The sequence below is a fragment of the Bizionia sediminis genome (assembly GCF_042684585.1).
GTDB lineage: Bacteria > Bacteroidota > Bacteroidia > Flavobacteriales > Flavobacteriaceae > Algorimicrobium > Algorimicrobium sediminis.
This window is the reverse complement of the sequence record NZ_JBHULS010000001.1, coordinates 845,888-869,537: the sequence shown is the minus strand read 5'-3', so window position 1 is coordinate 869,537 and position 23,650 is coordinate 845,888. Positions and strand designations below refer to the sequence as shown.

Sequence of the window (23,650 nt, the reverse complement as noted above, 5' to 3'; positions counted from 1 at the left end):
GAATAAAACAGAACACAAATAAGCCTGATAACCGGTTGATAATTGTAATTAAAAATAAGAAAAATGAAAATAGGCATTGTATGTTACCCTACCTTTGGGGGTAGTGGCGTTGTGGCAACAGAACTGGGTATCGAGTTATCAAAACGCGGGCATGAAGTACATTTTATTACGTATAAACAACCTGTAAGGCTAGATTTACTTGGTAGTAATGTGCATTTTCATGAAGTTACCGTACCGGAGTATCCTTTATTTCATTATCAGCCCTACGAGTTGGCCCTGTCCAGCAAATTAGTGGACATGGTAAAATTGCATAAAATAGAATTACTGCATGTTCATTATGCCATTCCACATGCCTACGCGGCTTATATGGCAAAAAAAATGTTGGAGGTGGAACACATTCATATTCCCATTGTTACGACCTTGCATGGCACCGATATTACCTTGGTTGGGAGTCACCCGTTTTACAAATCGGCTGTTACATTTAGCATTAACGAATCGGATGCAGTAACATCCGTTTCAAAAAGCTTAAAACAAGATACCCTACGTCTTTTTGGTATTAAAAAAGACATCGAGGTAGTTACAAACTTTATCGATATAAGTAAACATACCAATCATTTTACCGATTGCCAGCGCGCTATGATGGCCAAGGATAACGAGCGCATTATTACACATATAAGTAATTTCAGGCCTGTAAAACGCATTGCCGATGTTGTGAAAATTTTCTACGCCATTCAAAAACAAATTCCTGCTAAATTAATGATGGTTGGTGAAGGCCCCGAGAAAGAAGTAGCCGAAAAATGGGCAAGCAAGCTGGGCATAGAAAACCAGGTGGTGTTTTTAGGTAATAGTCATGAAATTGATCGGATTTTATGTTTTTCGGATTTATTTATTCTACCGTCTGAAACCGAAAGTTTTGGCTTGGCGGCTTTAGAAGCCATGGCATCAGGTGTTCCAGTTATTTCTAGTAATTCTGGCGGTATTCCAGAAGTAAACATTCACGGTATTTCTGGTTTTTTAAGTCCGGTAGGAGATATTGAAGCCATGAGCACAAACGCATTAGCCATTTTAAAAGACGACGAAACATTAAATAGGTTTAAAAAACAAGCTAGAGAACAGGCTTTAAATTTCGATATTTCTAAAATTGTGCCACAATACGAAGCTATTTACGCCAAAACATTAGCCAAAAGCAGCACACAATGTCAGGATTGTTAAGTTTTTGTAGCTTAAAAGCATCGCAAGCATGAAAGCTTTTTTGTAGTTTTAAACGACCTTTAAATTGCTTGATAAGGGCATAAACAATTCAAAATAAAACTTATTTAATACCTTGTAGTTCCAATAAATGCGAATTTAGTATGAACAGAAAATCCTTTTTAAATCTAACAACTAAAGCGGGCTTGTTTCTAGGCTTAACACCCAATTTTTTGACCAGTTCTGCCAATGCTACTAATCCTGATCTTCAGGCTGTAAATGATTTATTAAGCTCCCAAAGGGCCAAAGGCACTATGGTTGGCTTTGCCGATAAACCCATAAAAAAAGTGCGTATTGGAATGATTGGCATGGGTAACAGAGGGGGCGTCCTTTTGCAAATGTTTGAATATTTAATACAAAATAATTTTGCCGAAATTGTTGCACTATCCGATTTAAAAGAGGAAAAAGTAAATAAGCATAATAGTTACTTAAAAACCATTCAAAACAAAGAAGCCGATATTTATTTTGGAAGCCCCAACGCTTGGAAAGATTTAGCCAAACGCGACGATATTGATTTATTATTAATTGCCACACCCTGGAATACCCATACCGAAATGTGTGTTTACGGTATGGAGCATGGTAAGCACGTAGGCTGCGAACAACCTTTAGCATTAACTTTGGCGGACTGTTGGAAACTAATTGAGGTTGCCGAACGCGCGCAAAAACACTGTATATATTTGGAAAATTGTTGTTTTAACGGCGAAGAACTTTGGCTATTAAACATGATTAGCGAAGGGGTTTTTGGCGATATAAATCACGCTGAAGGTGCTTATATACACGATTTGCGTAAGCATATGTTGGACACGGCGTATTATCAAAATCAGTGGCGTATAAAACATCATGAAACAAATACCGGTAATTTTTACACGGGGCATGGCTTGGGTCCTGTGAGTTTTTATATGGACATTGGGCGCGGCGATACCTACGATTATTTGGTAAGTATGAGTTCGCGCGAGCAAAGTTTAAGCGAGGCAGCAAAAAAAGAAAATTTTAGAACCCATGAGTTTACTTGCGGCGATATGAATACCTCGTTAATTAAAACTAAAAATGGTAAAACAATCATGCTTCAGTTCGATACTCATACAGGTCGCCCGTATTCCCGTTTAAACACGGTTACTGGTACGAAAGCTGTTCATGAAGGCTATCCGTCCCGTTTATATATTAATCATGAGGACCTGCAATGGAATCATAAGTGGTTGGATGACAAAGAGTATGCCGAATACAGAACGCGTTACGACCATCCGTTATGGCAAAAATTACGCACACAAATAGATGCCAAGGCAGTGGGCCATGGGGGCATGGATTTTGTCATGATATACCGACTTATTCGTTGTTTAAATTTAGGTTTACCACTGGATATTAATTTATACGATGGCGTTCTTTGGAGTGCCATTACTCCCTTGTCCGAACTATCGGTGACCAACCAAAGTATGCCTGTTAAAATACCAGATTTTACGGGCGGTACGTGGAAAACTTTCCGGAAAAATGAAGTTTTGCGAGATATTATCTAAAATGTTTCTGGGTAATACGTTCCATAGCTTCTACTTGTGCAAATACCGATTTTAGTAAGGCAAACTGATTATTGGCACGGTCTAAATTATGGTTTTCATACCGCGTTTTGTAATAGGTATCGTTATTCAAAAAATCGGTTACAAAGCGCAAGCCCATGATATAAATTAATGTTTGTACACCCAGAACTAAATTGGCTTTTTCTGTAGGTGTTAAAAGCGTGTTTACTTGACTTGCAAAACCGGTACAAAAGGCACTGTATAATTCCAGATTTATATGAGTGCCGGCCTCATTGGGGTCATCTTCGGTGGTTGTGGCGCAAATAGATCTTACCGAATCGCCAAAATCAAATAAAACGGAACCAGGCATAACAGTATCTAAATCAATAACTGCTAGTCCCTTATAATTGGCATTAAATAAAATATTTGTTAGCTTGGTGTCGTTGTGAGTAATCCGTATTGGAATTTTGTTATGTGCTTGTAATTGCTCAATTTTTTGCATGGCAACCACATGGGTTTGAGCAAAATTTATAGTCTCTTGGGCTTGTTTTTTCCGTTGGTTATTAGCCTGTTCTAGGGCTGTATTAAATTGGGTAAACCGCCAAGAAACGTCATGAAACTTGGGCAAGGTAACATCAAGGCTACTGATTTTTATACCACTGGTTCGAAAAATAAAATCGCCATAAAGTTTGCCTGCTTCCTGGGTTATATCAGGATTTTTTGTTGTTTGTATAGTTACCGCATTGGGTATGTACAGCATGACATTCCAGTATGTATTTTTATAAAAATATACATATGCGTTTTGTGTTGTTTTTAAAAAAGAAACGGCTTGATACGGTGATGCTGCATGCGCATATTGTTTTTGTAAATGAGTACTTACTAAAACTTTATTAGCCATTACAGCGTGTATATTTGGGAATACAAGGTGGTTTAACCGTTGTACAATATATTTTTCATCGTTCCATTGTGTTACTAAATAGGTGTCGTTTATATGTCCAGAAGTTAATGCTTCATGCTTTTTAAAAGGTGTTTTAATACCAAAAGCCCTTCCTATAGTTTCCAATTCGATTTCTGTTACCATAGCTTTTTTGGATATTGGTTTTGGGCTATTTGTTGTATTAGGTGGTTTCGCACAATGGGTTCATCGGCGGCATAGGTAACGCCAAACCATTTGGCTTTTGTGGGTAACACCATTATGGAGGTTTCCGATTGGTTTAAAAGAGCTTGGATTATGTAGGTAATATAAAATTCATCTTGCTTTATATTGGTTGTTTGTTTTTTAAACACTTCAAACAAGGGTTCGGCAATATCAAAAACACAGGGGTTAAAACCCCAAAAGTTCATTGAAGCCAAACTTTCCGGATTTAAAAGATGTTGTTTTTGTTTTTCAGGATTGCCAATTTCATTAAAGTTGAATGCCGTTATTTGGGTGTGTTCTTCAATAGAAATAAGTTTGTTGTTAGCATCTGTTTTACAGATTCCTCTTGAAACCGAACCGTTTTCCGATAGAGTATTTTTTAAGGGATAGCCTATTAAATAATGGTTGTTACTAGTTTCGGTATACAATGCCTTAAACATACGTTTAAAAGCATCCTTCCCATAATAATCATCGGCATTAATTAAGCTAAACTTATTTAAAATCAAATTTTTTAAGGCTAAAAGGGCATGTCCTGTTCCCCATGGTTTTTTACGCAGAGGCACCTCTGGAAAATTCGCTTCTTGAACAACAAAATCTACCCGTACGTTTGGCGGTAACCAATTAGTATAGCGTTCTTTAAATAAGTTTAAAATATCATCTCTAACAATAAAAACAATATGGTTGTAGCCGGCCTGTAGCGCATCAAAAATGCTAAAATCCATTAAAGTAAATGCGTTATAAACGGGGTGTAATTGTTTTAAACTTCCAAAACGCGTACCCATGCCTGCGGCCATAATAGCCAGTGTTTTTTTTGCCATAATGCAAAAGTAAAAAAGCACATTTAAATAACCATGAATGTGCTTTTTAGTAAAAATAATTTATTGGCGTAAACAGTGCCAATTAGGCGCTGTTGCCATAAGGAATTGTTGTACTAACAAAATTAAAATTGGTAACGGATACCCAGGGCAATGTCAAAATCCAAATCGTTGTTGTTAAAGTCGGAATTTCCAAAACCTAATTCAGGTCTAAAATCCAATGACAACAACAATGGAAAATCAAAATTATATTCAATACCAATATCGCCAGCAATAAATACAAACGAATCGCTGTTGCTGTTGCCGCGGTAGTTATCAAAGCTATACGAGCCAAATCCCAAACCAGGTCCAGCATACCAGTTAAAACCGCCATCCAAATTCCAAACCCAATGATATAAACCAGCTAATTTAAAACCATCAAAGTTTTTCCCGTCGCGCCATCCCAAGTCAAATTCCAAACGGTTATTGGCTCCAATAGCGCGCTGATAGGAAATTTCTGCACCAAATCCATCGCTATCTCCCAATCGTAAACCTATAGCGTTTTCAGAAATTTCTTGAGAAAATCCGCTAACAATAAATCCTAAACCGGCTATTATAGCCAAACATGTGTTTTTCATAAGTTTCTATAATTTTTTTATTCGTATATAATTTATTTACGCACAATGTGTGCAAAAAGATTTTAGAATCCAAAAATACGGTTTAAAAAGCTGTTTATACAGAAAATCTTTTTAGTTTTAAACAGGTTTAAATGATACAACTTTTGACAGCTCACTTACACGCTTTGCAAGGCCGTTTAGAAGGCGCGCTTTACTTTGATGATTTAATGAAATCTATTTACGCCACAGATGCGTCGGTTTACCGCATCCTACCTTTAGCTGTGGCTTATCCAAACAATGTAAACGATATTAAACTACTTATTCAGTTTGCTAAAAAACATCAAACACCATTAATACCCCGAGCTGCGGGTACTTCTTTAGCAGGTCAATGCGTGGGAACAGGTATTGTGGTAGATGTTTCCAAGTATTTTAATAACATTCTTCACTTTAATGAAGCGGCCAAAACCGTAACTGTTCAACCGGGTGTTGTGCGCGATGTACTGAACAATTACTTAAAACCTTATGGACTATTTTTTGGTCCTAATACGTCAACTTCTAATAGGTGTACCATTGGCGGTATGGTTGGAAACAATTCCTCTGGAACTACTTCCATACAATATGGCGTTACACGGGATAAGGTTAAAAAGCTTCACGTAGTTTTAAGTGATGGGAGCGAAGCTGTATTTTCAGAAATGGGGGCGCAGGCGTTTCACAATAAAACGAAACTGGACAATTTGGAGGGACAAATTTATAATACAATTTATAAGCAATTGGCTCCTAAAGCTGTTCAGCAAGACATTTTAGAGGCTTTTCCAAAAGCAGCTATACACCGTCGTAATACTGGTTATGCCCTAGATGCGCTTCTACATACCAATGTATTTAGCAATGTAAATACGCCGTTTAATATGTGCCATTTACTAACAGGAAGCGAAGGAACTTTGGCATTTACCACCGAAATCACCTTGCAGTTAGATGTACTTCCACCAGAGCATTCGGCTTTACTGTGTTTACATTTTAGTGCTATTGACAGTTGTTTGCAATCTGTTGAAGGGGTTATGGCGCATAATTTGCATACCTGCGAAATGATGGATAAAACGATTTTAGATTTAACCAAACACAACAAAACACAGCAAGAAAATAGGACTTTTGTTCAGGGCGACCCCGAAGCTATTTTAATGTGTGAATTGCGTGCCCATTCGTTTTCTCAATTACAAATTCAAGTTGAACACCTACAAAGAACAGTTGCAAATTTGCAATTAAGTTATGCACAGGTAGTTTTGTATGGCGAAGCTATTAACAAGGCTATGAATTTGCGTAAAGCTGGATTGGGCTTGTTAGGCAACCTTATTGGCGACAAAAAATCGGCTGCCTGCATAGAGGATACCGCCGTTGCTTTACCAGATTTAGCTAATTATATTTCAGAATTCACCAAACTAATGGCGCATTACAAACAAAAAGCCATTTATTATGCTCATGCTGGTGCCGGCGAATTGCATTTACGCCCTGTCCTTAATTTAAAAGCTAAAACAGATGTGGTGTTGTTCAGACAAATTACCACTAGTGTGGCGCAGTTAGTAAAAAAATATCGGGGTTCTATGAGTGGTGAACACGGCGATGGTATTGTGCGAGCCGAGTTTATTCCGTTTATGATTGGCCCTGCTAATTATAAAATTTTACAACAAATTAAAGCGGCTTTCGATCCGGATAATTTGTTTAATCCGGGTAAAATTGTAACCCCGCTTCCCATGGACATAAATTTGCGCTATGAACCGGGAAGAAGAGAGCCTGAGATAAACACGCTAATGGATTTTTCCGCATCGTTAGGAATTTTAAGAGAGGCCGAAAAGTGTAATGGTTCCGGCGATTGCAGAAAATTGCCCGAGTTTGGTGGTACTATGTGCCCTAGTTACCGCGCTACCAGAAATGAAAAAGATACTACAAGAGCACGGGCAAATGCCTTACGGGAGTTTCTAACCAATTCGCAAAAAAAGAATAAATTTAATCATACCGAACTTAAAGAGGTATTTAGTTTGTGTATAAGCTGTAAGGCGTGTGCAAGCGAGTGTCCCAGTAGTGTAGATGTAGCTAGTTTAAAAGCCGAGTTCGAGTACCAATATAAAAAGGCCCATGGCAGCAGCTTTCGAACAAAATTGTTTGCCTACAATGCACAAATAAACAGGTATAGCAGCTATCTTCCTAATTTTACCCGATTTTTAGTTTCCAATAGTATAAGCAGCCGGTTTCTTAAATTCAGTTTCAAAATTGCTTCCAAAAGAAGTTTACCTATTGTGGCCAGCAAAAGTTTAGAGCAACAACTAAACCAGTTAAAAAGGGCCTCGAAACAAGCTACCTACATTAAAACGGTTTATTTTTTTCTAGATGAGTTTACCAATTATCTGGACACGCAAATTGGTTTGGATGCCATACAACTACTAACCGCTTTAAACTATCACGTAAAATTTGTAAAACATGCCGAATCGGGAAGAAGTTTCATATCCAAAGGCTTTTTACAACAAGCCAAAAAGTTAGCAAACACCAATGTTAATGTATTGTCATCGGTAATATCGGCGGAAACGCCATTGGTGGGTATTGAGCCTTCGGCTATTTATACCTTTAAAGATGAATATATTAAGTTGGCCGATAATAAGGAAGCTGCAAGCGCGCTTGCCAAAAATTGTTTTCTTATTGAGTCGTTTTTGCAACAAGAAATCACCTTAGGGCATATTACCGCTAATCAATTTACCAGCGCTTCAAAAATTATTAAATTTCATGGGCATTGCCACCAAAAAGCCTTGGAAAATCAGAAAGCAAGTTTTGATGTATTAAACCTACCTAAAAATTATAAAGTTACCATAATTCCTAGTGGATGTTGCGGCATGGCGGGTAGTTTCGGCTACGAAAAAGAACATTACGACATAAGTATGCAAATAGCCGAGCAAACCTTATTCCCTGCCATTAATAAAGCAGCACCATCTGTTTGCATAGCGGCTAACGGTACCAGTTGCCGGCAGCAAATTTTGGATGGTACGGCTAAAGTCGCATTGCATCCTGTTACCATATTAAAAAATGCTTTGTTGTAGGCCTTGCAATAATGTAAAGCGCATAAAATATGGCGTAAATATGTCAGCTTCTTATAAATCCATTTTTGTTTCTGTAATAATACAAGTACTTTAGCGTAAAAATAATTTTATGGCAGGTAATTCCTTCGGAAATGTTTTCAAACTAACAACATTTGGCGAATCGCATGGGGAAGCTATAGGCGGGGTAATAGATGGATGTCCACCAGGATTAGAAATCGATTTTAAAGCTATTGAAACAGAGATGGCTAGGCGTAAACCGGGTCAGTCGGATATTGTAACCCAGCGAAAAGAACCAGACACAGTGACGTTTTTATCGGGTATTTTTGAAGGTAAAACCACAGGCATGCCCATTGGTTTTACCATTAAAAACAATAATCAAAAACCAAAAGATTATGCACACATAAAGGATGTGTATAGGCCTAGTCACGCCGATTACACCTATCAAAAAAAATATGGCATTCGCGATTATCGTGGTGGTGGCAGGAGTTCGGCGCGCGAAACAGCTTGCCGAGTGGTAGCTGGAGCCATTGCCAAACAACTTCTTAAATCTGTAAAAATTCACGCTTACACCTCCTCGGTAGGAACCATATATTTAGAGAAACCCTATCAGGCTTTAGATTTTAATAAGATAGAATCCAATGCCGTAAGGTGTCCAGATCCTGATGTGGCCGCTAAAATGATTGAAAAAATAAAAACTGTTAGAAAAGCAGGTAACACTATTGGGGGTACAGTAACTTGCGTCCTACAAAACGTTCCCGCTGGTTTAGGCGAGCCCGTTTTTAATAAATTACATGCCGAATTAGGAAAAGCCATGCTATCTATAAACGCCGTAAAAGGATTTGAGTACGGCAGTGGTTTTTGTGGCGCAGAAATGATGGGGTCTGACCACAACGATTTATTTGCTACCGATGGCACTACAAAAACAAACTTATCTGGTGGTATTCAAGGCGGTATAAGCAATGGTATGGATATTTATTTTAGAGTAGCTTTTAAGCCTGTAGCAACAATTATCCAAAGGCAATCTGCTTTAAATACCAGTGGTGAACTTGTAAACATGCAGGGTAAAGGACGCCATGATCCGTGTGTGGTACCTCGTGCCGTGCCAATTGTAGAGGCTATGGCGGCTTTGGTACTAGCCGATTACTATTTATTAAATAAATTATACTAAAACATTAACTACGAATATTTTATAACCACACAGCATGAAAAAACTTGCGTTACATTGGCAAATAATACTGGGTATGGTTTTGGGTGTTATTTTCGCCTTAATCATGTCCAATTTCGAATTTGGAAGTCAATTAATTACCGATTGGGTTAAACCGTTTGGTACTATTTTTATCAATTTACTAAAATTAATAGCTGTGCCATTAATTTTAGCTTCATTAATTAAGGGGGTATCCGATTTAAAAGATATTTCTAAATTATCTAAAATGGGCGGGCGTACCATTGGTATTTATATTGCTACAACCGTTATAGCCGTTTCTATTGGCTTGGCTGTGGTTAATATAATTAAGCCAGGTAAATCTATTTCAGAAGAAACAAGGATGGAGCTGGTGGAGAGTTATAAAACTGATGCCGAAGGAAAAATAGCCGATGCTGAAAAACAAAAAAACGCAGGGCCGCTGCAGGCTTTAGAAGATTTGGTGCCTAGCAATATTTTTTATGCGGCCAGCGATAATGGGAACATGCTTCAGGTTATTTTCTTCGCCATTTTATTTGGTCTAGGTTTAATTTTAATTCCAGAAGAAAAGTCTGCACCTGTCAAGCAGTTTTTCGATAGCTTTAATGAGGTAATATTAAAATTAATTGATTTAATTATGTTAGCTGCTCCTTTTGGCGTGTTTGCTTTATTAGCAGCTTTAGTAGTTGAAGCGCCTAGTGCCGATTTGTTTAAGGCCCTTGGCTGGTATGCCTTTTGTGTTGTTTTGGGATTATTGTTAATGATGCTGGTATACACCTTTCTGGTGTTTATTGTCACTAAAAAAAGTCCTAAATTTTTTCTAAATGGTATTGCTCCGGCTCAATTACTTGGTTTTTCCACCAGTAGTAGTGCTGCCACTTTACCCGTAACTATGGAGCGTGTAGAGGAACATTTAGGTGTAGACGAAGAGGTAACCAGCTTTGTATTACCTATTGGTGCAACAATTAATATGGATGGTACAAGTTTATATCAGGCGGTAGCTGCAGTATTTATTGCTCAAGCCTTTGGTATGGACTTAAGTTTTGGTGTGCAATTAGGCATTATTGCCACGGCTACATTGGCATCTATCGGTAGCGCAGCCGTGCCGGGAGCTGGTATGGTTATGCTCGTTATTGTTTTAGCACAAGCAGGTATTCCTGAAGCAGGCTTGGCGCTAATTTTTGCTGTAGATAGGCCGTTGGATATGTGCAGAACATCGGTTAATATTACAGGAGACGCTGCCGTTTCTATGATGGTAGCCAAGTCTATTAACAAACTAGGAGAACCAAAAATTAAAAATTGGGATGATAATTACCCTAAAAAGGACCGTAAAATAATATAATGTGTTTCCATTTTAAACTGCGTCGTAAACACGCTATAGCTTTTTAAAATTTTCGGTTTAGATTTTATTTAAAGTTGTCCTGTTTAGCTGCGGTTTTTTATCCTGCTGTAAATTTTGTATTTTACTAAAAACAAAAAAAATATGGATAACAAACCAAATTTCACAAATTTAAACGCGCTCTTTATAAATTGTACCTTAAAAAAATCACCCAGTAAAAGTCATACGGAAACACTTATTAACCTATCTAAATCCATTATGATTAAAGAAGGGGTTCAAGTTGAGAATTTACGTTTTATCGATTTTGATGTGGCCAGCGGTATCTATCCAGATATGACCAACCATGGTTGGGATACAGATGCTTGGCCGGCTATTTATAAAAAAGTTATGGCCGCCGATATTCTAGTAATAGGAACGCCTATTTGGTTAGGCGAAAAATCTTCGGAAGCGCAAAAACTTATCGAACGTTTATACGCCATGAGTGGTAAAACAAATGCCAAAGGGCAGTATGTATATTACGGTAAGGTAGGCGGGTGTATTATTACGGGCAATGAGGACGGTGCCAAGCATTGCGCTATGGGCTTACTATATGCCCTACAACATATTGGCTATTCAATACCACCACAAGCCGATTCGGGATGGTTGGGAGCTATTGGTCCTGGGCCTAGTTACGGCGATACCGAATGGCAACAAGAATCATTAAATCCGCCGGCTGGTTTTGATAGTGAATTCACGAACAGAAATGTCACGTTTATGACTTATAACTTGTTGCATTTAGCTGGAATGTTAAAATTGCAAAACGGCTATCCTAAATACGGAAATTCTAAAACAGACTGGACAGACGGTAAACGGTGGCATTTTGAAAACCCAGAATACCGTTAAAGCTCCAAGGTGCTGTAACGATCTAGTTTGAAATTTGAAGACTAAAAAACGTGTTTATTTACGTGCTATCTGGTTACCCATTAGTTAGAGACAATCTGCCCATCTACCATGGTTAGCTTCCTATCTGCCATATTAGCCAAGTCCGAATTATGCGTTACAATCACGAACGTCTGACCAAATTCATCACGTAGTTTAAAAAATAGTTGGTGTAAATTTTCAGCCGACTCGCTGTCTAGGTTCCCCGATGGTTCGTCTGCAAATAGTATTTTCGGATTATTTATTAAGGCTCTGGCCACGGCTACACGCTGTTGTTCGCCTCCCGAAAGTTCGTTAGGTTTGTGGTGGTAACGGTTTTTTAACCCTAAAAAATCTAATAATTCGGTGGCGCGCTTTTCGGCTTGAGCTTTCGGTGTTTTTTTTATGAAAGCAGGTAGGCATACATTCTCCATAGCCGTAAATTCTGGTAATAATTGGTGAAATTGAAATATAAAACCTATTTCTTCATTTCTAAATTTAGCCAATCCTCTCTCCGATAAATTTGCAACGTCCGTACCGTTTATTTTAAATGTAAATGAATCTTTTTTGCTAGGTTGGTCTAAGGTGCCTAAAATTTGTAACAAGGTGGTTTTACCCGCGCCCGAAGCACCAACAATTGACACAATTTCGCCAGCTTGGATATTTAAATTTACACCCTTTAATACGTGTAAATCGTTGTAGTATTTATGAATGTTTTTTGCTAAAATCATGACTTAAAAATATGTAAGCAAGGTACTGTTTAAAAGATTTCTTTACAATTAAGAAGCCGTATTCTTATTGAAAATTTTCTTCAAATTATTGTAGTCAATAAAATATTGAATTTTTAAAGAAAAGGAATTTTGAATAGGTTGTTGTAATAAGCGATCAAAATTTTCGCTAAAACTTAAGGTCGCATCCTTATTAAAATTAAATAATTGATTTCTGTATAAAGCGGTAACAAAACTTCCTGGCGCAAATTGCCATGAATAACTAACATCTAAATTCCAAGTGCTAAAATTAATGTTTGGGTCTGGTATGCCAGCCGATTCAAAAGTATTTGAAGTTTTTAATAAGCGTCCATTTTCTTGTAGTTCGTAGGTATTTGGGCTGTATAAAACGGTGCTCCAATAGTTTCGGAATGTTAAACCCAAACTATGAAACGGATTAAAATTATATGAACTTGTAACGCTGTTTACAATGGTTTTTCTTTTTCGGTTTCCAAAAATTATGGCATTTTCTGTCCTGCTAGCATAACCGCGGTCATTTGTTATATGGTCGTAATCAAATGAATAAACAACAAGCATTTTATCGTTAAATCGCACACGCGGACTAACACCAAACCAAGTGTTGGAGGTATTTCTATCCGTTTCAAAATAAGTGGCGCCACCAAAATTGGCATCAATAGCAAAGGTTTTATTGTAGTTGGAAGAAATCCATAAATTGGCATTTAATCTGTTTTCATAAACAAAATAGCGTCCGGCAACGCGAGGTTCAAAATAGTCGTATTGTTTTCCAGGTTGCAAGTTAAAGTCTGCTCCAAAACTATGTAAACTTTTTAGTTCGCCATAAATGGAACCACCCACGGAGCTACCGGTGTATGTACTTGGATTAGAAAGGCGGTTATAAGCTCCAAATAAATATATATTATAGGTGTTAAAAGCGCCGGATGGTTCAAATATTCTGTAGGAAACTTCGCCTGCAAAATTGCTAAAGTTGTTTCTATATTGCAGTCCTAAATCGTTTATATTGTAGGTATCGTCTGCATATTCGTGCTCTATGGCATATTGCCAATTTCCAAATACTTTTGCAAACTCCAATTCGTAGCTGTAGCCTGTTTGCGTACCTGTTTCCAAATTTAAATGGCTCATTTTAAATTCAGCTTCTAAGTTGTATGTGTTTTTTTTGGTGGTTAAATCGGCTAAAATTCCTGTAACATTGGCATCGCGAAAGCTTCCATTTCTGGTAACGTTTGTGTTAATTAAACTAACAGACGAATTTTGGTTAAATTGCTGGTCTACCACCAAAATATTGTAATTGGTAAGCGGTTCTACTAACTGCCTGCGGTTGGTGTTAAAAGTTGTGTTTTTTATATTGGCATATGTTTTTTCTGTAATAGCATTAAAAACGCCCAAACCCAATCCGTTTTTGGTTCTACCTGAAATTTTAAGAGCGTTTAATACCTTAACTTGCTTTGGCATATTTTCTAGCGTCTCGTTAGGTTGTAAATTAACCGTTCCTGAAGGTTCATTGCCAACGCGTCTGGAAAAAAATAAATCGCCTTTTGTAAATAAATCCACTCCTTCGGTAAAAAACTGACGTTGTTCGGAAAAGGCTTGTTCAAAAGGACCCAAGTTAAGCTCAACACGGTCAAAACCCGCCTGACTAAAGTCGGGAATTAAAGTGGCGTCTAGTGTAAAATTTTCTGTGATGCCATATTTTAAATCCATACCAGCGTTAAATTGTGTTTCGCTTTCACCATCAAAGGTGTTTGCAATACCCGAAATAAATGGATACAATGTTAAGCGCGTTGGTGGATTCAGATTTTGAAGTCCTACAAGATTGCCATTATAAATACCTGCGTTGCCTCGGGTAACATCTATTGGGTTCCAAGTATATTGCGAACGGTAGCGCCTAAAATGTCTGTGAAATTGAACCCCCCAAGTAGGATTCTTTTCATTGGAAAACCGCAATGTGCGGTATGGTATTTTCATTTCAACAATCCAACCATTGTCTACTAGTTTTACGGCGCTATCCCAAACGGCATTCCAACTAAAATCTTCGCCAATTCCTGGCGACTCAATAGCGTCTGCTTGCACGCCGGAACTAAACACATAAAACTGGGTGTTATTTTGACCGTCGTTATTCGGATTAAGAATAAACGCAAAAAAGTCTGCTTGCCCAAAATTATCCCGACTGGTTAATTGACTCATTATATTTTCAGGTTTATCGTATAAATAAGCACCTACGTAAATTGCGTCGTTGTCGTAGCTTATTTTTACCACCGTCCGGGTGTCGTGCGTTTCTTTTATACCCATTTCAGGTTCAAATTGTACAAAATCTGTAGCCTCTTGCGCGCCTTCCCAAATAGGGTCGTTTAAAACACCGTCAATTTTTGGGGGTGTTAAGGTACGCGTTATGCTTATCGATTTTTTTTCTTGCGCAACATGTGTTGAAACATACATTAAGAAAATGAAAATAAACAGGGTATATTTCATGCTGAGTAGTTGGTTTTAGTTGCCAGGTTAATTTTTACGCTTAAAATTTTTGTGATTGGAAAGCGATGCGATGCAAAACTAAATGTGTCTGTTAAAAAAGCGTCATAATTAAACGTTAAAAACAAACAGATTTTTAGACTATATATTTGAATTAAGAAGATTTTAAAAATCATAATTAGCACAATTACAATAAATTGCAAGATGAAAACGTTTGTTAAAAAGTATTATTATTTTTTGGAATGAAATTTGCACATTTCGAATTATAAAATTGAAAACTTATGCGTTTAGAAAAATTGAGTAAATCGAAAAAATTAGCATTGGGCTTGGTGTTTGATGCTATGGGGTATTTATCTTACATTTTCCCACCATTCGATTTTATTTGGGCGCCGTTATCGGCTTATTTAATGAGCAAAATGTATGCAGGACGTCGTGGTAAAATAGCAGCAGCAGTTACATTTGTAGAGGAGGCCTTACCCCTTGTAGATATTATTCCAACATTTTCTATTATGTGGTTTTATACCTATTACTTGTCTTCGCAAACGGAAAGCCTATCCTTAAAAAAACAAAAAAGAGTGATTGAATATTAATCACTCTTTTTTTTTAAAATTTATGTGTTCTGGATTTATAACGTATAGGTAAGGCCAAAACTAAAATTTCTACCCATATTAAATATTCCATCTGGTTTTAAACGCGATAAATGATTTATATAGGTTTTATCCGTTAAATTGGTTCCGGTTATCGTTAGTGATAAATCCTTGTTAAACACTTTAAACGTGCCACCAATGCCCGCACTTAATAAATTATATCCGGAGGTACTGCTTTCAAAAGCACTAACATTTTTCTGATTAAACACAGATTGTAGCTTAACAAAAGCAAAGGTGCTGCCAACATCTTGCATATCCCATTCCGCCCGAATGGTGTTGCTTAAACTATTGGCAGGAATTAAAGGTAAATAAGCGCCAGAGTTTAATTTACCAGTTACAGTTTCAAAACTAGCCTGATAGTGCAACCAGTGAATAGGGTGTGGATGCACGTGTAGGCCAATTTCGCCACCATAAAGCGCTGCGTTATCTTGTAGGTAATTAAATACAGGATTATTATTTATAAACGAACCATTAGGGGAGAGGTAAATGTAATTGTTAATATGATTATAAAAACCATTTACATAAAACGCTGCATGCTTGTTTTTATATTCCAAAGCCAAATCGGTTTGAAAATTTTGTTCCGTATTTAAGTTAACGTTTCCAATTTCATAACGATTAGTTCCGTGGTGAACCCCATCAGAGGTTAATTCGGCTAAATTAGGCGCTCTAAAACCGGTGGCCAGATTTAAGCGTGCTGTAATTTGTTTGGTGATGTTTGTTTTGGCTCCTAAAGCGCCATTAAAGCTATTAAACGTTTTGTTTAAGCTATTGTTAATATCAATCCATCGCTTATCGTAACGAACACCTACCTGTAAGTCGGCTTTATCGAAATGAATATGCGACATGGCTAACACGCCAAAATCGGTAGTAATGGCGTCCGGAACAAGCACTTCTTCACCATAATTAGTATTAATTTGATGCATACCTTGCACGCCTACCACAGTTTCAAAATTGCCTTTACCGGGTAAGTGGTATTTTATATCGTAATTAGCAGTTTTAAGTTTCATGTGTAATGCTGGATGCAGCATATCCTCGTTACCGCTGCCATGCATGGCATCGTGTTCATCGTGCTCACCGTGCTCATCGTGATCGGCATGGTCATGGTCATGATGTTCTTCGCCTTCGTGTTCTTCGCCTTCATGCTCATGGTCGTGCGCATGGTCATGATGGTGATGATCATCTTCAAACTCTTTTCTGTCGTTATATATGTATCCTAAATTAAACTCTAATTTAGATTGCTTAAAAAATAACGTGGAGCGTGAGCTAAAAATGTGATTTGTTAATTCTTGAAAGGGTAAAAGTGGTTCGTAGTTTGTAGATTGCTCGCCAATTTCGTGAGGAATGCCTATTTTAGACCGATTAACATTGTAGCGCAATTCTGTTTTAAAATGGGTTCCTTGGTAGCCCAAACCTGCTTTAAAATCTTGTTCTTTAAAACGGGTATTGGTTACTCGGTAATCTGCTGTATTATAATCGGCATGCTCACTAACGCTCCCTCTAAACAATACCTTAAAGGCTTCGCCAGAAGCTTTGTAGGCGGCTCCCGTACTGTATCCTTGCGTGTTACTGAAATAGTTACCATTTACTTCGCCTTGAGATGTATTTTCGCGAGCAAATTTTTCTGGATTTATGTACAAAACACCTCCTAGAGCATCGCTACCGTACAATAAAGAGGCCGGACCTTTTATAACTTCAACGCTAGCTACTCCTGCATCGCTAAGACCCAGACCGTGCTCATCGCCAAATTGCTGATTTTCTAATCGGACACCTTGCGTATAAACTAAAACCCGGTTGGAGGTAAGACCTCTAATTACGGGTTTTGTAATGCCCAATCCGGTGCTTACACCCTCAACACCTGGTATGTTGGAAATGCCTTCGCCTAGGGTTACTGCTCCCGAACTTTTAAGCTCCGCCATAGTTTGCCGTTGCACCATCATTACATTATCGCTTTGAAGTTTATGGAAAGGCGTGGAAACAATAACGGCCTCCATTTCAATTGCAGAACTCGCCAACGATAACGCTATGGGTTCTGTAATAGGAATACTTACATTTATAGACTTTGTTTCAAAGCCTACATAAGAGTATACTAGAGCGTAGGTTCCCGAAGGCAAGTTTTTCAGGGTAAAGGCACCGGTTTCGTTTGTGGTAGTGCCCTTTTCTAATTGTGGAAAATAAATATTTACGTAGGGTAAACCTTCACCTGTATCGGAGTCGGTTACAACACCAGTCACGGTGTTTTGGCCTAAAGCCACAGAGGCAACGGCCATAAAAAATATGGTTAAAATTGTTTTCATTTAAAATTGTGTAAAAATTAGTGTTTAAATACCACGGCTGGCAAGCGCGCAAGATTTGTATAAAACCGTTGTTATGCGTGCTTTTGTACTTTTTCTGGCTATAATAATGTATTAACTCAAATAAAAGCTATAAACCGCAGTACGTTTATTGTGTATGTAGACTAATTAATTACCACTGGCGGACCCCGTAGCGAAAAGTGAAGTTGCTGAAATGGGCTTAAAAACGCATAGTGTGAACTAGCAATTTTATGATTTTCTTCAAAATGTAAAACTAAAAACTCTGCTGCTTCTTGAAAAAACTGATTGGCTAGATTGAATTTGTAAAATTCGCAATCTAAATCTATTTCATGTAAATGGGTGCTCGATTTATTGGTACATACCTCGTGTGCGTGATTTTCAAAAATATGACCAAATTTTACAGCAGCAGGAAGCAGAACCGCTAAAACCAATAGTATGGCTAGTGTTTTAAAGAGGCTATGTTCCTTTATTTTGTGCACTATTCCAAAAATTTTTTAAACCCTAGACGTTTCAACATTTTTTTCTCAAACTCCCAGAAAAACTTGAACTGGCCAAAAAGCCATCCAAACGAAACGAGTAAGATTTGATAAAAAATGAGCCCAATAATAACAAATAAAATCCAATAGAGTAATGGATTTAAGTTTTCTTTAGTAATTCCGAGTAGTTTTATAATTGGTCTGCCAACAACCAACGAAGAACTTCCGGTAACAGCAAAAACAATAAAAATTCTTATTATTTCCCATCTATAGGTAACTTCCCAGCGTTTTTCTAGTTTGGTAAACAACCGCAAGGTTATTTTAAGAATTACCACAAACATTATAGCGGCAAGCGCTAGCGTAATATAAATATTATGAGCAAATGGAAATAAGGAAGCCAAACGAAAACACGAGTACGATAGTCCAACAATTCCTAAAGCAGGAAAAAGCAGCTGCCAGTTTTGTTGAATTTCCCAGGTTTCCTTAAATTTTTTCATACTGCAAATTTGACAGCAAATATAATTTAAAATCTAGGATTATGCGAGGATAATTGCTGTTTATACTTTTCTTGAAAAAACACGAAATAATGATACAAAATATAGTTTACTTCAAATCCATAATCTGTACCCGGGTTATAATCTATTGGCATTTGGTATAAGTTGGTGCTATAGTTTGAGGCCGTAACCCGACTATTCCATTCTGTTACATAATCGCTGTTTCGAGCCTCTAAAAACGACTGAGTATAAAAGCTTCGTGGTTTGGCACGACTGGCCATCCAGGTTTCAAAACCCGTATCAACAATTATTACTTCGTATTCTAGTTCTGTATTGGTAATTTTAATGGTGTCTTGCTTTTCAAGGCTATTTTCCGCGCGTGGTGTTGCGGCTTTTTTAGTAGTTTGACAGGCCGAAAAAAAACACGCCAAAATAAGAATGTAAAAAAAGGTTTTCATAATAAGACTTTTTCTAAAAATACGAAAAATAAAATCGATAACCTGAAGACCTCCTAATTTTATATTAAAGCGTGTTATGATAGCGGCAGGAGAGCGGTAATTAAGGAAAGGAATTGACCGGCAGTAAAAAAATATTACTAATTACCGTGGCAGATAACTTAATTTAAAAGCAGCTATTTGTGAGAACTTTTAAAAAGCGTGACAAGTTTTTCTAATAAAACGTTCAAAAGTCTATTAAAAATTTCCATACGAATTATTTTAATAGACTTTTGCTGCAGTTTTGTATGTAACTTACCAGAACATGTTTCTAACTAGCCAAGAAAATCACGCTTAATTTTGGCTAGTCAGTTTTATAATTTGCGATGCTAATTCCGTGCCAATCCTATCTTGTGCCTCTTTGGTAGCAGCACCAATATGTGGTGTTAGGGAAATTTTACCATTCATAAGTACTTGTATGGCTGGTGTAGGTTCCTCTTCAAAGGTATCTATTCCCGCAAAGGCTACTTTGCCAGATTCTAAAGCCTTAATTAGCGCAACTTCGTTAACAACCCCACCACGTGCCGCGTTAATAATACCAACACCGTTTTTCATAATTTCAAATTGATGCTGGTCTATTAGGTATTCTTCTTGCGCCGGAACGTGTATGGTAATAAAATCTGCTTGTTTTAAAAGCGCTTCGGTACTTGTAATTTCAATCGAAATATCAATACTTTGCTTGTTGTAAAAAGGCAGCGTCACCACGGCTGTACCAGTATGCGCTGCGCTTTTACTAGCGATTACTTTCATACCAATACCCAAGGCTATTTTTGCAACTTCTTTCCCAATGCTTCCAAAGCCAATAATACCCAATGTTTTTCCCCGTAACTCGGTACCAAGCGCATAGTTTTTTTTCAGTTCTTTAAATCGTGTATCGCCCTCAAGTGGCATGGTTCTGTTGGCGTCGTGTAAAAAACGCACGCCGCCGAAAAGGTGCGCAAAAACAAGCTCGGCAACCGATTGGGCAGATGCCTCTGGCGTATTTATAACATGAAGGCCTTTTTTACGTGCATGGTTTACAGCTATATTATCCATGCCTACACCACCGCGACCTATAATTTTAAGGCTAGGACAACCATCAATAATATCTTCACGAACTTTGGTAGCGCTTCGCACAAGCAAAACATCAATATTATGTGTGTTTATATATGACATAAGTTGGCTTTGGGCTACAGTTGTTTTTATAACCTCAAATCCAGCTTCAATTAGCGCCTCTTCGCCGCTTCTTGAAATTCCGTCGTTTGCTAAAACTTTCATTTAAAATGGTATTTACTAAAAAATGTATGTGTTTATTATTTACTCTATTTTAATTAGGCTTTGCGTTCCAATTCGCTCATAACGTCTACCAAAACACCCACACTATCCAGGGTTAGTGCATTATACATGGAGGCTCGGTAACCACCAACGCTTCTGTGACCGTTTAAGCCGCTTATGCCTTCTTTTTGCAACATTGTTTCAAAGGTTTCTTTTAATTTCGTTTCCGTTAAGTTAAACGTTGCATTCATTTTAGAACGGTCTTCTTTCGCCGCAAATCCTGTAAAAAGTGGGTTTAAATCTATTTCGCTGTAAATAAGTTGGGCTTTTTTGTTGTTTTCCGCTTCAATTACTGAAATACCGCCTAAATTTTGAAGCCATTCCATAGTAAGCATGGAGGTATAAACAGCAAAAACAGGAGGTGTGTTAAACATGCTATTTTTGGCTATTTGTACGTTGTAATTTAAAATAGAAGGGATGCTGCGTGTCACTTTATTTAAGATATCTTCGCGAACAACTACCAGCGTGGTACCCGCGGGACCCATATTTTTTTGAGCCCCTGCATAAATAAGCGCAAACTGACTAAAATCCAGTGTGCGCGAAAAAATATCGCTACTCATGTCGCAAACCATAGGAATATCGGTTTTTGGAAATGTGGTTAGTTGCGTACCAAAAATAGTATTGTTTGAGGTACAATGGAAATAGTCGCAGTTAGCCGGAATTGTATAGTTTTTAGGAACATAACTAAAGCTTTTATCTGCTGATGAAGCCACTTCGTGTACTTTGCCGTAAAGTTTTGCTTCTTTTATGGCATTGCTGCTCCAGGTACCCGTATTTAAATAGGCCGCCTCTGTTTCTAACAAATTTAAAGCCACCATAACAAATTGGGTGCTAGCACCACCTTGTAAAAAAAGCGCTTGGTAGCCTTTGCCCTCTAGATCTAATAATTGGAGTGCCAAGCGTCTGGCTTTTTCCATAACATCTACAAAGGGTTTGCTTCGGTGCGATATTTCGATTAGCGATAAACCATTATCGAAATCCAATAAGGCCTCCGACGCTTTTTGTATTACTTCTTTTGGCAAAACACAAGGGCCAGCGCTAAAATTATGTTTTTTCATAAATTATATGTTTCTAAACAACCCTAAAGAATTATAGATTTTTAAGTTTAAAAGTTACTTTTTGGTATTGTTATGTGGTTTTTAACAAAGGTGCTAAAATATAACAAAATAGATGTTAATTAATAACTAATTTATGCTTTTAAATTAAGTAGGAAGGCCAAGGTGTCCACATTGTCGGCATAATCCCATAACTGCGGATTTTGGGTTTGTCCAAAAGGAATTTCATGCGGAATAAGTCCGTTAGCCACCACACATTGAATAAGGTCTTTATCGGTTTCCAAGCGTTCTTTTAACGCTGTTTTATTTTTATAATACTCATAAAAAACTGTAGCAATAGGCGAGGCGTAGCTGGTATCTTCTTTAATCATGAGAAAACCATTCTCCAACATATCAAATTCGCTCATTAAATAAACTGCCTTGTTATAATCGTAGTTATTGGCGTATTTATTATCGTGAATAATGGGGTGCCATGCATACATAGCTTGGAAAAATTTTTGAAAATCGTAATTTTCAGGTACTAGAAGTTTTGATACATTTCTGCAGCCTAAACCGTAATATCTAAAAATATCTTCAGAAAGGGCTTCCAAATCCTCTTGGCTTTCCGCACCTGTAAGCACCGCAACAGAGTTTCTATTTCTTCTTATTATAGAAGGTTTATTTTTAAAATAATACTCAAAGTAACGCGCGGTGTTATTGCTTCCTGTAGCAATAATGGCATCAAACTCATTTAATTTTTCGGTGGTAAAACTTATTTTACCTTTAAATTGTGGTGCCACTGTTTCTAAATATTTTGCTAAAAAAGGCAGCAAATGTTTATCGTTACTCGACTGTTTTACTACTACATAATGGCCACTAATTAATACGGATAAAAAGTCGTGAAAACCAACCAAAGGAATGTTACCAGCCATAATTATAGCCACTTGTTTTGGTTGTAAACCATTAAAGTCATACTTGGTAAGCCATGCTTTTAGGTTACTCTCGGTAAGTAAGTTAGTCCATCCGTTAAAGGCGAAAATTAGATTATCTGGAGTAAACCAAGCATTGTGCTCCTGCGCTAATTTAATTTGATGTTTGAAGCCATCAAAAAATAATGGGTTGTGTAAAACAGACGCTTTTTCCTGAAACTTGGTAGTCGTAAATTGACTTAAAAATTTTCCTAATTCAACAAATGCGTTAATTCTTTGTTGTAAATCCATGTATGATTTGGTTTTGAATGCTTTTGGCGTTATTTTTGCAACTATAGTTTGCACATTATTCCTGATGCAAATTTACACAAAGCAAACGAGCAACAAAACATTTTAATTTGCAATGTAAAGTATGTATTTACGCTCGTTTTAAAATATATGTTAACGCATAAAAAATTAGAAAAAAATGGCTATTATAATAACAGACGAGTGTATAAATTGTGGTGCTTGCGAACCAGAGTGCCCAAACACGGCAATTTATGAAGGTGCCGATGATTGGCGGTATAAGGACGGCACCAGTTTAAACGGAAAAGTAGTATTACCAAATGGTAAAGAGGTGGACGCCGATGAGGCGCAAGAACCTATTAGCGATGAAATTTACTACATTGTACCAGACAAATGTACCGAATGTCAAGGTTTTCATGAGGAACCACAATGTGCGGCAGTATGTCCAGTAGATTGTTGTGTGCCGGACGATGCGCATGTAGAAACCGAAGAACAACTTAACGAAAAACAACGTTTTATGCACCCTGATGCCTAATTATTATAAGGCTAGCAAATAATTTGTTAGTTTGTTTTAAATCGTTTTTTAAAATCCCCACTTGTTAGTTGGGGATTTTTTATTTTAAATGCGTTATTAAAAAACGTAATGCGGAAA

At 37.4% G+C, this 23,650-nt stretch carries 20 protein-coding genes; 8 read left to right on the top strand and 12 right to left on the bottom strand.

Features of this window, described 5'->3' with window-relative positions:
* Positions 1-63 precede the first annotated feature (63 nt).
* Together bshA and ACFSQP_RS03905 are read left to right on the top strand one after the other, a co-directional pair.
* Positions 64-1,212, top strand: a complete 1,149-nt coding sequence (gene bshA, locus ACFSQP_RS03910; RefSeq protein ID WP_376891938.1) for an N-acetyl-alpha-D-glucosaminyl L-malate synthase BshA — start codon at positions 64-66, stop codon at positions 1,210-1,212.
* Positions 1,213-1,352: 140 nt separating this feature from the next.
* Positions 1,353-2,759 (top strand): Gfo/Idh/MocA family protein, encoded by a 1,407-nt coding sequence (locus ACFSQP_RS03905; RefSeq protein ID WP_376891937.1) that lies wholly within the window; start codon positions 1,353-1,355, stop codon positions 2,757-2,759.
* On the opposite strand, the gene ACFSQP_RS03900 is transcribed toward ACFSQP_RS03905, so the two are convergent.
* From ACFSQP_RS03900 to ACFSQP_RS03890, 3 genes are all read right to left on the bottom strand, one after another.
* Positions 2,752-3,837: a phosphotransferase enzyme family protein gene (locus ACFSQP_RS03900; RefSeq protein ID WP_376891935.1), complete on the bottom strand. Its 1,086-nt coding sequence runs from the start codon at positions 3,835-3,837 to the stop codon at positions 2,752-2,754. The genes ACFSQP_RS03905 and ACFSQP_RS03900 overlap by 8 nt on opposite strands.
* Entirely contained in the window at positions 3,831-4,712 is an 882-nt protein-coding gene (locus ACFSQP_RS03895; RefSeq protein WP_376891933.1) for a sugar phosphate nucleotidyltransferase, read from the bottom strand. The genes ACFSQP_RS03900 and ACFSQP_RS03895 overlap by 7 nt, the downstream gene beginning before the upstream one ends.
* Positions 4,713-4,834: 122 nt before the next feature.
* The gene (locus ACFSQP_RS03890; protein ID WP_376891931.1) at positions 4,835-5,326 is read right to left on the bottom strand and encodes a hypothetical protein; all 492 of its coding nucleotides are present in this window, start codon (positions 5,324-5,326) and stop codon (positions 4,835-4,837) included.
* Positions 5,327-5,457: 131 nt separating this feature from the next.
* Here ACFSQP_RS03890 and ACFSQP_RS03885 point away from each other — a divergent pair, with 131 nt between their 5' ends.
* The 4 genes from ACFSQP_RS03885 to ACFSQP_RS03870 all read left to right on the top strand — a co-directional run bounded on the left by ACFSQP_RS03885 (position 5,458) and on the right by ACFSQP_RS03870 (position 11,786).
* Positions 5,458-8,385: an FAD-binding and (Fe-S)-binding domain-containing protein gene (locus ACFSQP_RS03885; RefSeq protein ID WP_376891930.1), complete on the top strand. Its 2,928-nt coding sequence runs from the start codon at positions 5,458-5,460 to the stop codon at positions 8,383-8,385.
* A gap of 109 nt (positions 8,386-8,494) precedes the next feature.
* Positions 8,495-9,553, top strand: coding sequence for a chorismate synthase (aroC, locus tag ACFSQP_RS03880; protein ID WP_376891928.1), 1,059 nt, complete (start codon positions 8,495-8,497; stop codon positions 9,551-9,553).
* A gap of 34 nt (positions 9,554-9,587) precedes the next feature.
* Positions 9,588-10,907 (top strand): dicarboxylate/amino acid:cation symporter, encoded by a 1,320-nt coding sequence (locus ACFSQP_RS03875; RefSeq protein WP_376891927.1) that lies wholly within the window; start codon positions 9,588-9,590, stop codon positions 10,905-10,907.
* Between the two features lie 141 nt (positions 10,908-11,048).
* Positions 11,049-11,786 carry a flavodoxin family protein gene (locus tag ACFSQP_RS03870; RefSeq protein ID WP_376891925.1) on the top strand — a complete coding sequence of 246 codons (738 nt, stop codon included), beginning with the start codon at positions 11,049-11,051 and terminating at the stop codon, positions 11,784-11,786.
* An 80-nt stretch (positions 11,787-11,866) separates the two neighbouring features.
* Here the strand turns inward: ACFSQP_RS03870 and ACFSQP_RS03865 are convergent, their stop codons facing one another.
* Positions 11,867-12,532, bottom strand: coding sequence for an ABC transporter ATP-binding protein (locus ACFSQP_RS03865; RefSeq protein WP_376891923.1), 666 nt, complete (start codon positions 12,530-12,532; stop codon positions 11,867-11,869).
* A gap of 48 nt (positions 12,533-12,580) precedes the next feature.
* The gene (locus ACFSQP_RS03860; protein ID WP_376891921.1) at positions 12,581-15,016 is read right to left on the bottom strand and encodes a DUF5916 domain-containing protein; all 2,436 of its coding nucleotides are present in this window, start codon (positions 15,014-15,016) and stop codon (positions 12,581-12,583) included.
* 278 nt (positions 15,017-15,294) lie between these two features.
* Here ACFSQP_RS03860 and ACFSQP_RS03855 point away from each other — a divergent pair, with 278 nt between their 5' ends.
* Positions 15,295-15,603 carry a hypothetical protein gene (locus ACFSQP_RS03855; protein ID WP_376891919.1) on the top strand — a complete coding sequence of 103 codons (309 nt, stop codon included), beginning with the start codon at positions 15,295-15,297 and terminating at the stop codon, positions 15,601-15,603.
* Between the two features lie 35 nt (positions 15,604-15,638).
* On the opposite strand, the gene ACFSQP_RS03850 is transcribed toward ACFSQP_RS03855, so the two are convergent.
* The 7 genes from ACFSQP_RS03850 to ACFSQP_RS03820 form a co-directional block, all read right to left on the bottom strand.
* Positions 15,639-17,954, bottom strand: coding sequence for a TonB-dependent receptor (locus tag ACFSQP_RS03850; protein WP_376891917.1), 2,316 nt, complete (start codon positions 17,952-17,954; stop codon positions 15,639-15,641).
* 161 nt (positions 17,955-18,115) lie between these two features.
* Positions 18,116-18,451 carry a hypothetical protein gene (locus ACFSQP_RS03845; RefSeq protein WP_376891916.1) on the bottom strand — a complete coding sequence of 112 codons (336 nt, stop codon included), beginning with the start codon at positions 18,449-18,451 and terminating at the stop codon, positions 18,116-18,118.
* Entirely contained in the window at positions 18,451-18,945 is a 495-nt protein-coding gene (locus ACFSQP_RS03840; RefSeq protein WP_376891914.1) for a DUF6787 family protein, read from the bottom strand. The genes ACFSQP_RS03845 and ACFSQP_RS03840 overlap by 1 nt, the downstream gene beginning before the upstream one ends.
* Positions 18,946-18,971: 26 nt before the next feature.
* Positions 18,972-19,400, bottom strand: coding sequence for a DUF6146 family protein (locus ACFSQP_RS03835; RefSeq protein WP_376891913.1), 429 nt, complete (start codon positions 19,398-19,400; stop codon positions 18,972-18,974).
* 330 nt (positions 19,401-19,730) lie between these two features.
* Complete coding sequence (locus tag ACFSQP_RS03830) at positions 19,731-20,693, bottom strand: D-2-hydroxyacid dehydrogenase (RefSeq protein ID WP_376891911.1); 963 nt, start codon at positions 20,691-20,693, stop codon at positions 19,731-19,733.
* A gap of 53 nt (positions 20,694-20,746) precedes the next feature.
* Positions 20,747-21,808, bottom strand: a complete 1,062-nt coding sequence (serC, locus tag ACFSQP_RS03825) for a 3-phosphoserine/phosphohydroxythreonine transaminase (protein WP_376891909.1) — start codon at positions 21,806-21,808, stop codon at positions 20,747-20,749.
* Positions 21,809-21,939: 131 nt separating this feature from the next.
* Complete coding sequence (locus tag ACFSQP_RS03820) at positions 21,940-23,004, bottom strand: acyl-CoA reductase (protein ID WP_376891907.1); 1,065 nt, start codon at positions 23,002-23,004, stop codon at positions 21,940-21,942.
* A 175-nt stretch (positions 23,005-23,179) separates the two neighbouring features.
* On the opposite strand from ACFSQP_RS03820, the gene ACFSQP_RS03815 reads away from it, so the two are divergent.
* Positions 23,180-23,533 carry a 4Fe-4S dicluster domain-containing protein gene (locus tag ACFSQP_RS03815; protein WP_376891906.1) on the top strand — a complete coding sequence of 118 codons (354 nt, stop codon included), beginning with the start codon at positions 23,180-23,182 and terminating at the stop codon, positions 23,531-23,533.
* Positions 23,534-23,650: the final 117 nt, after the last annotated feature.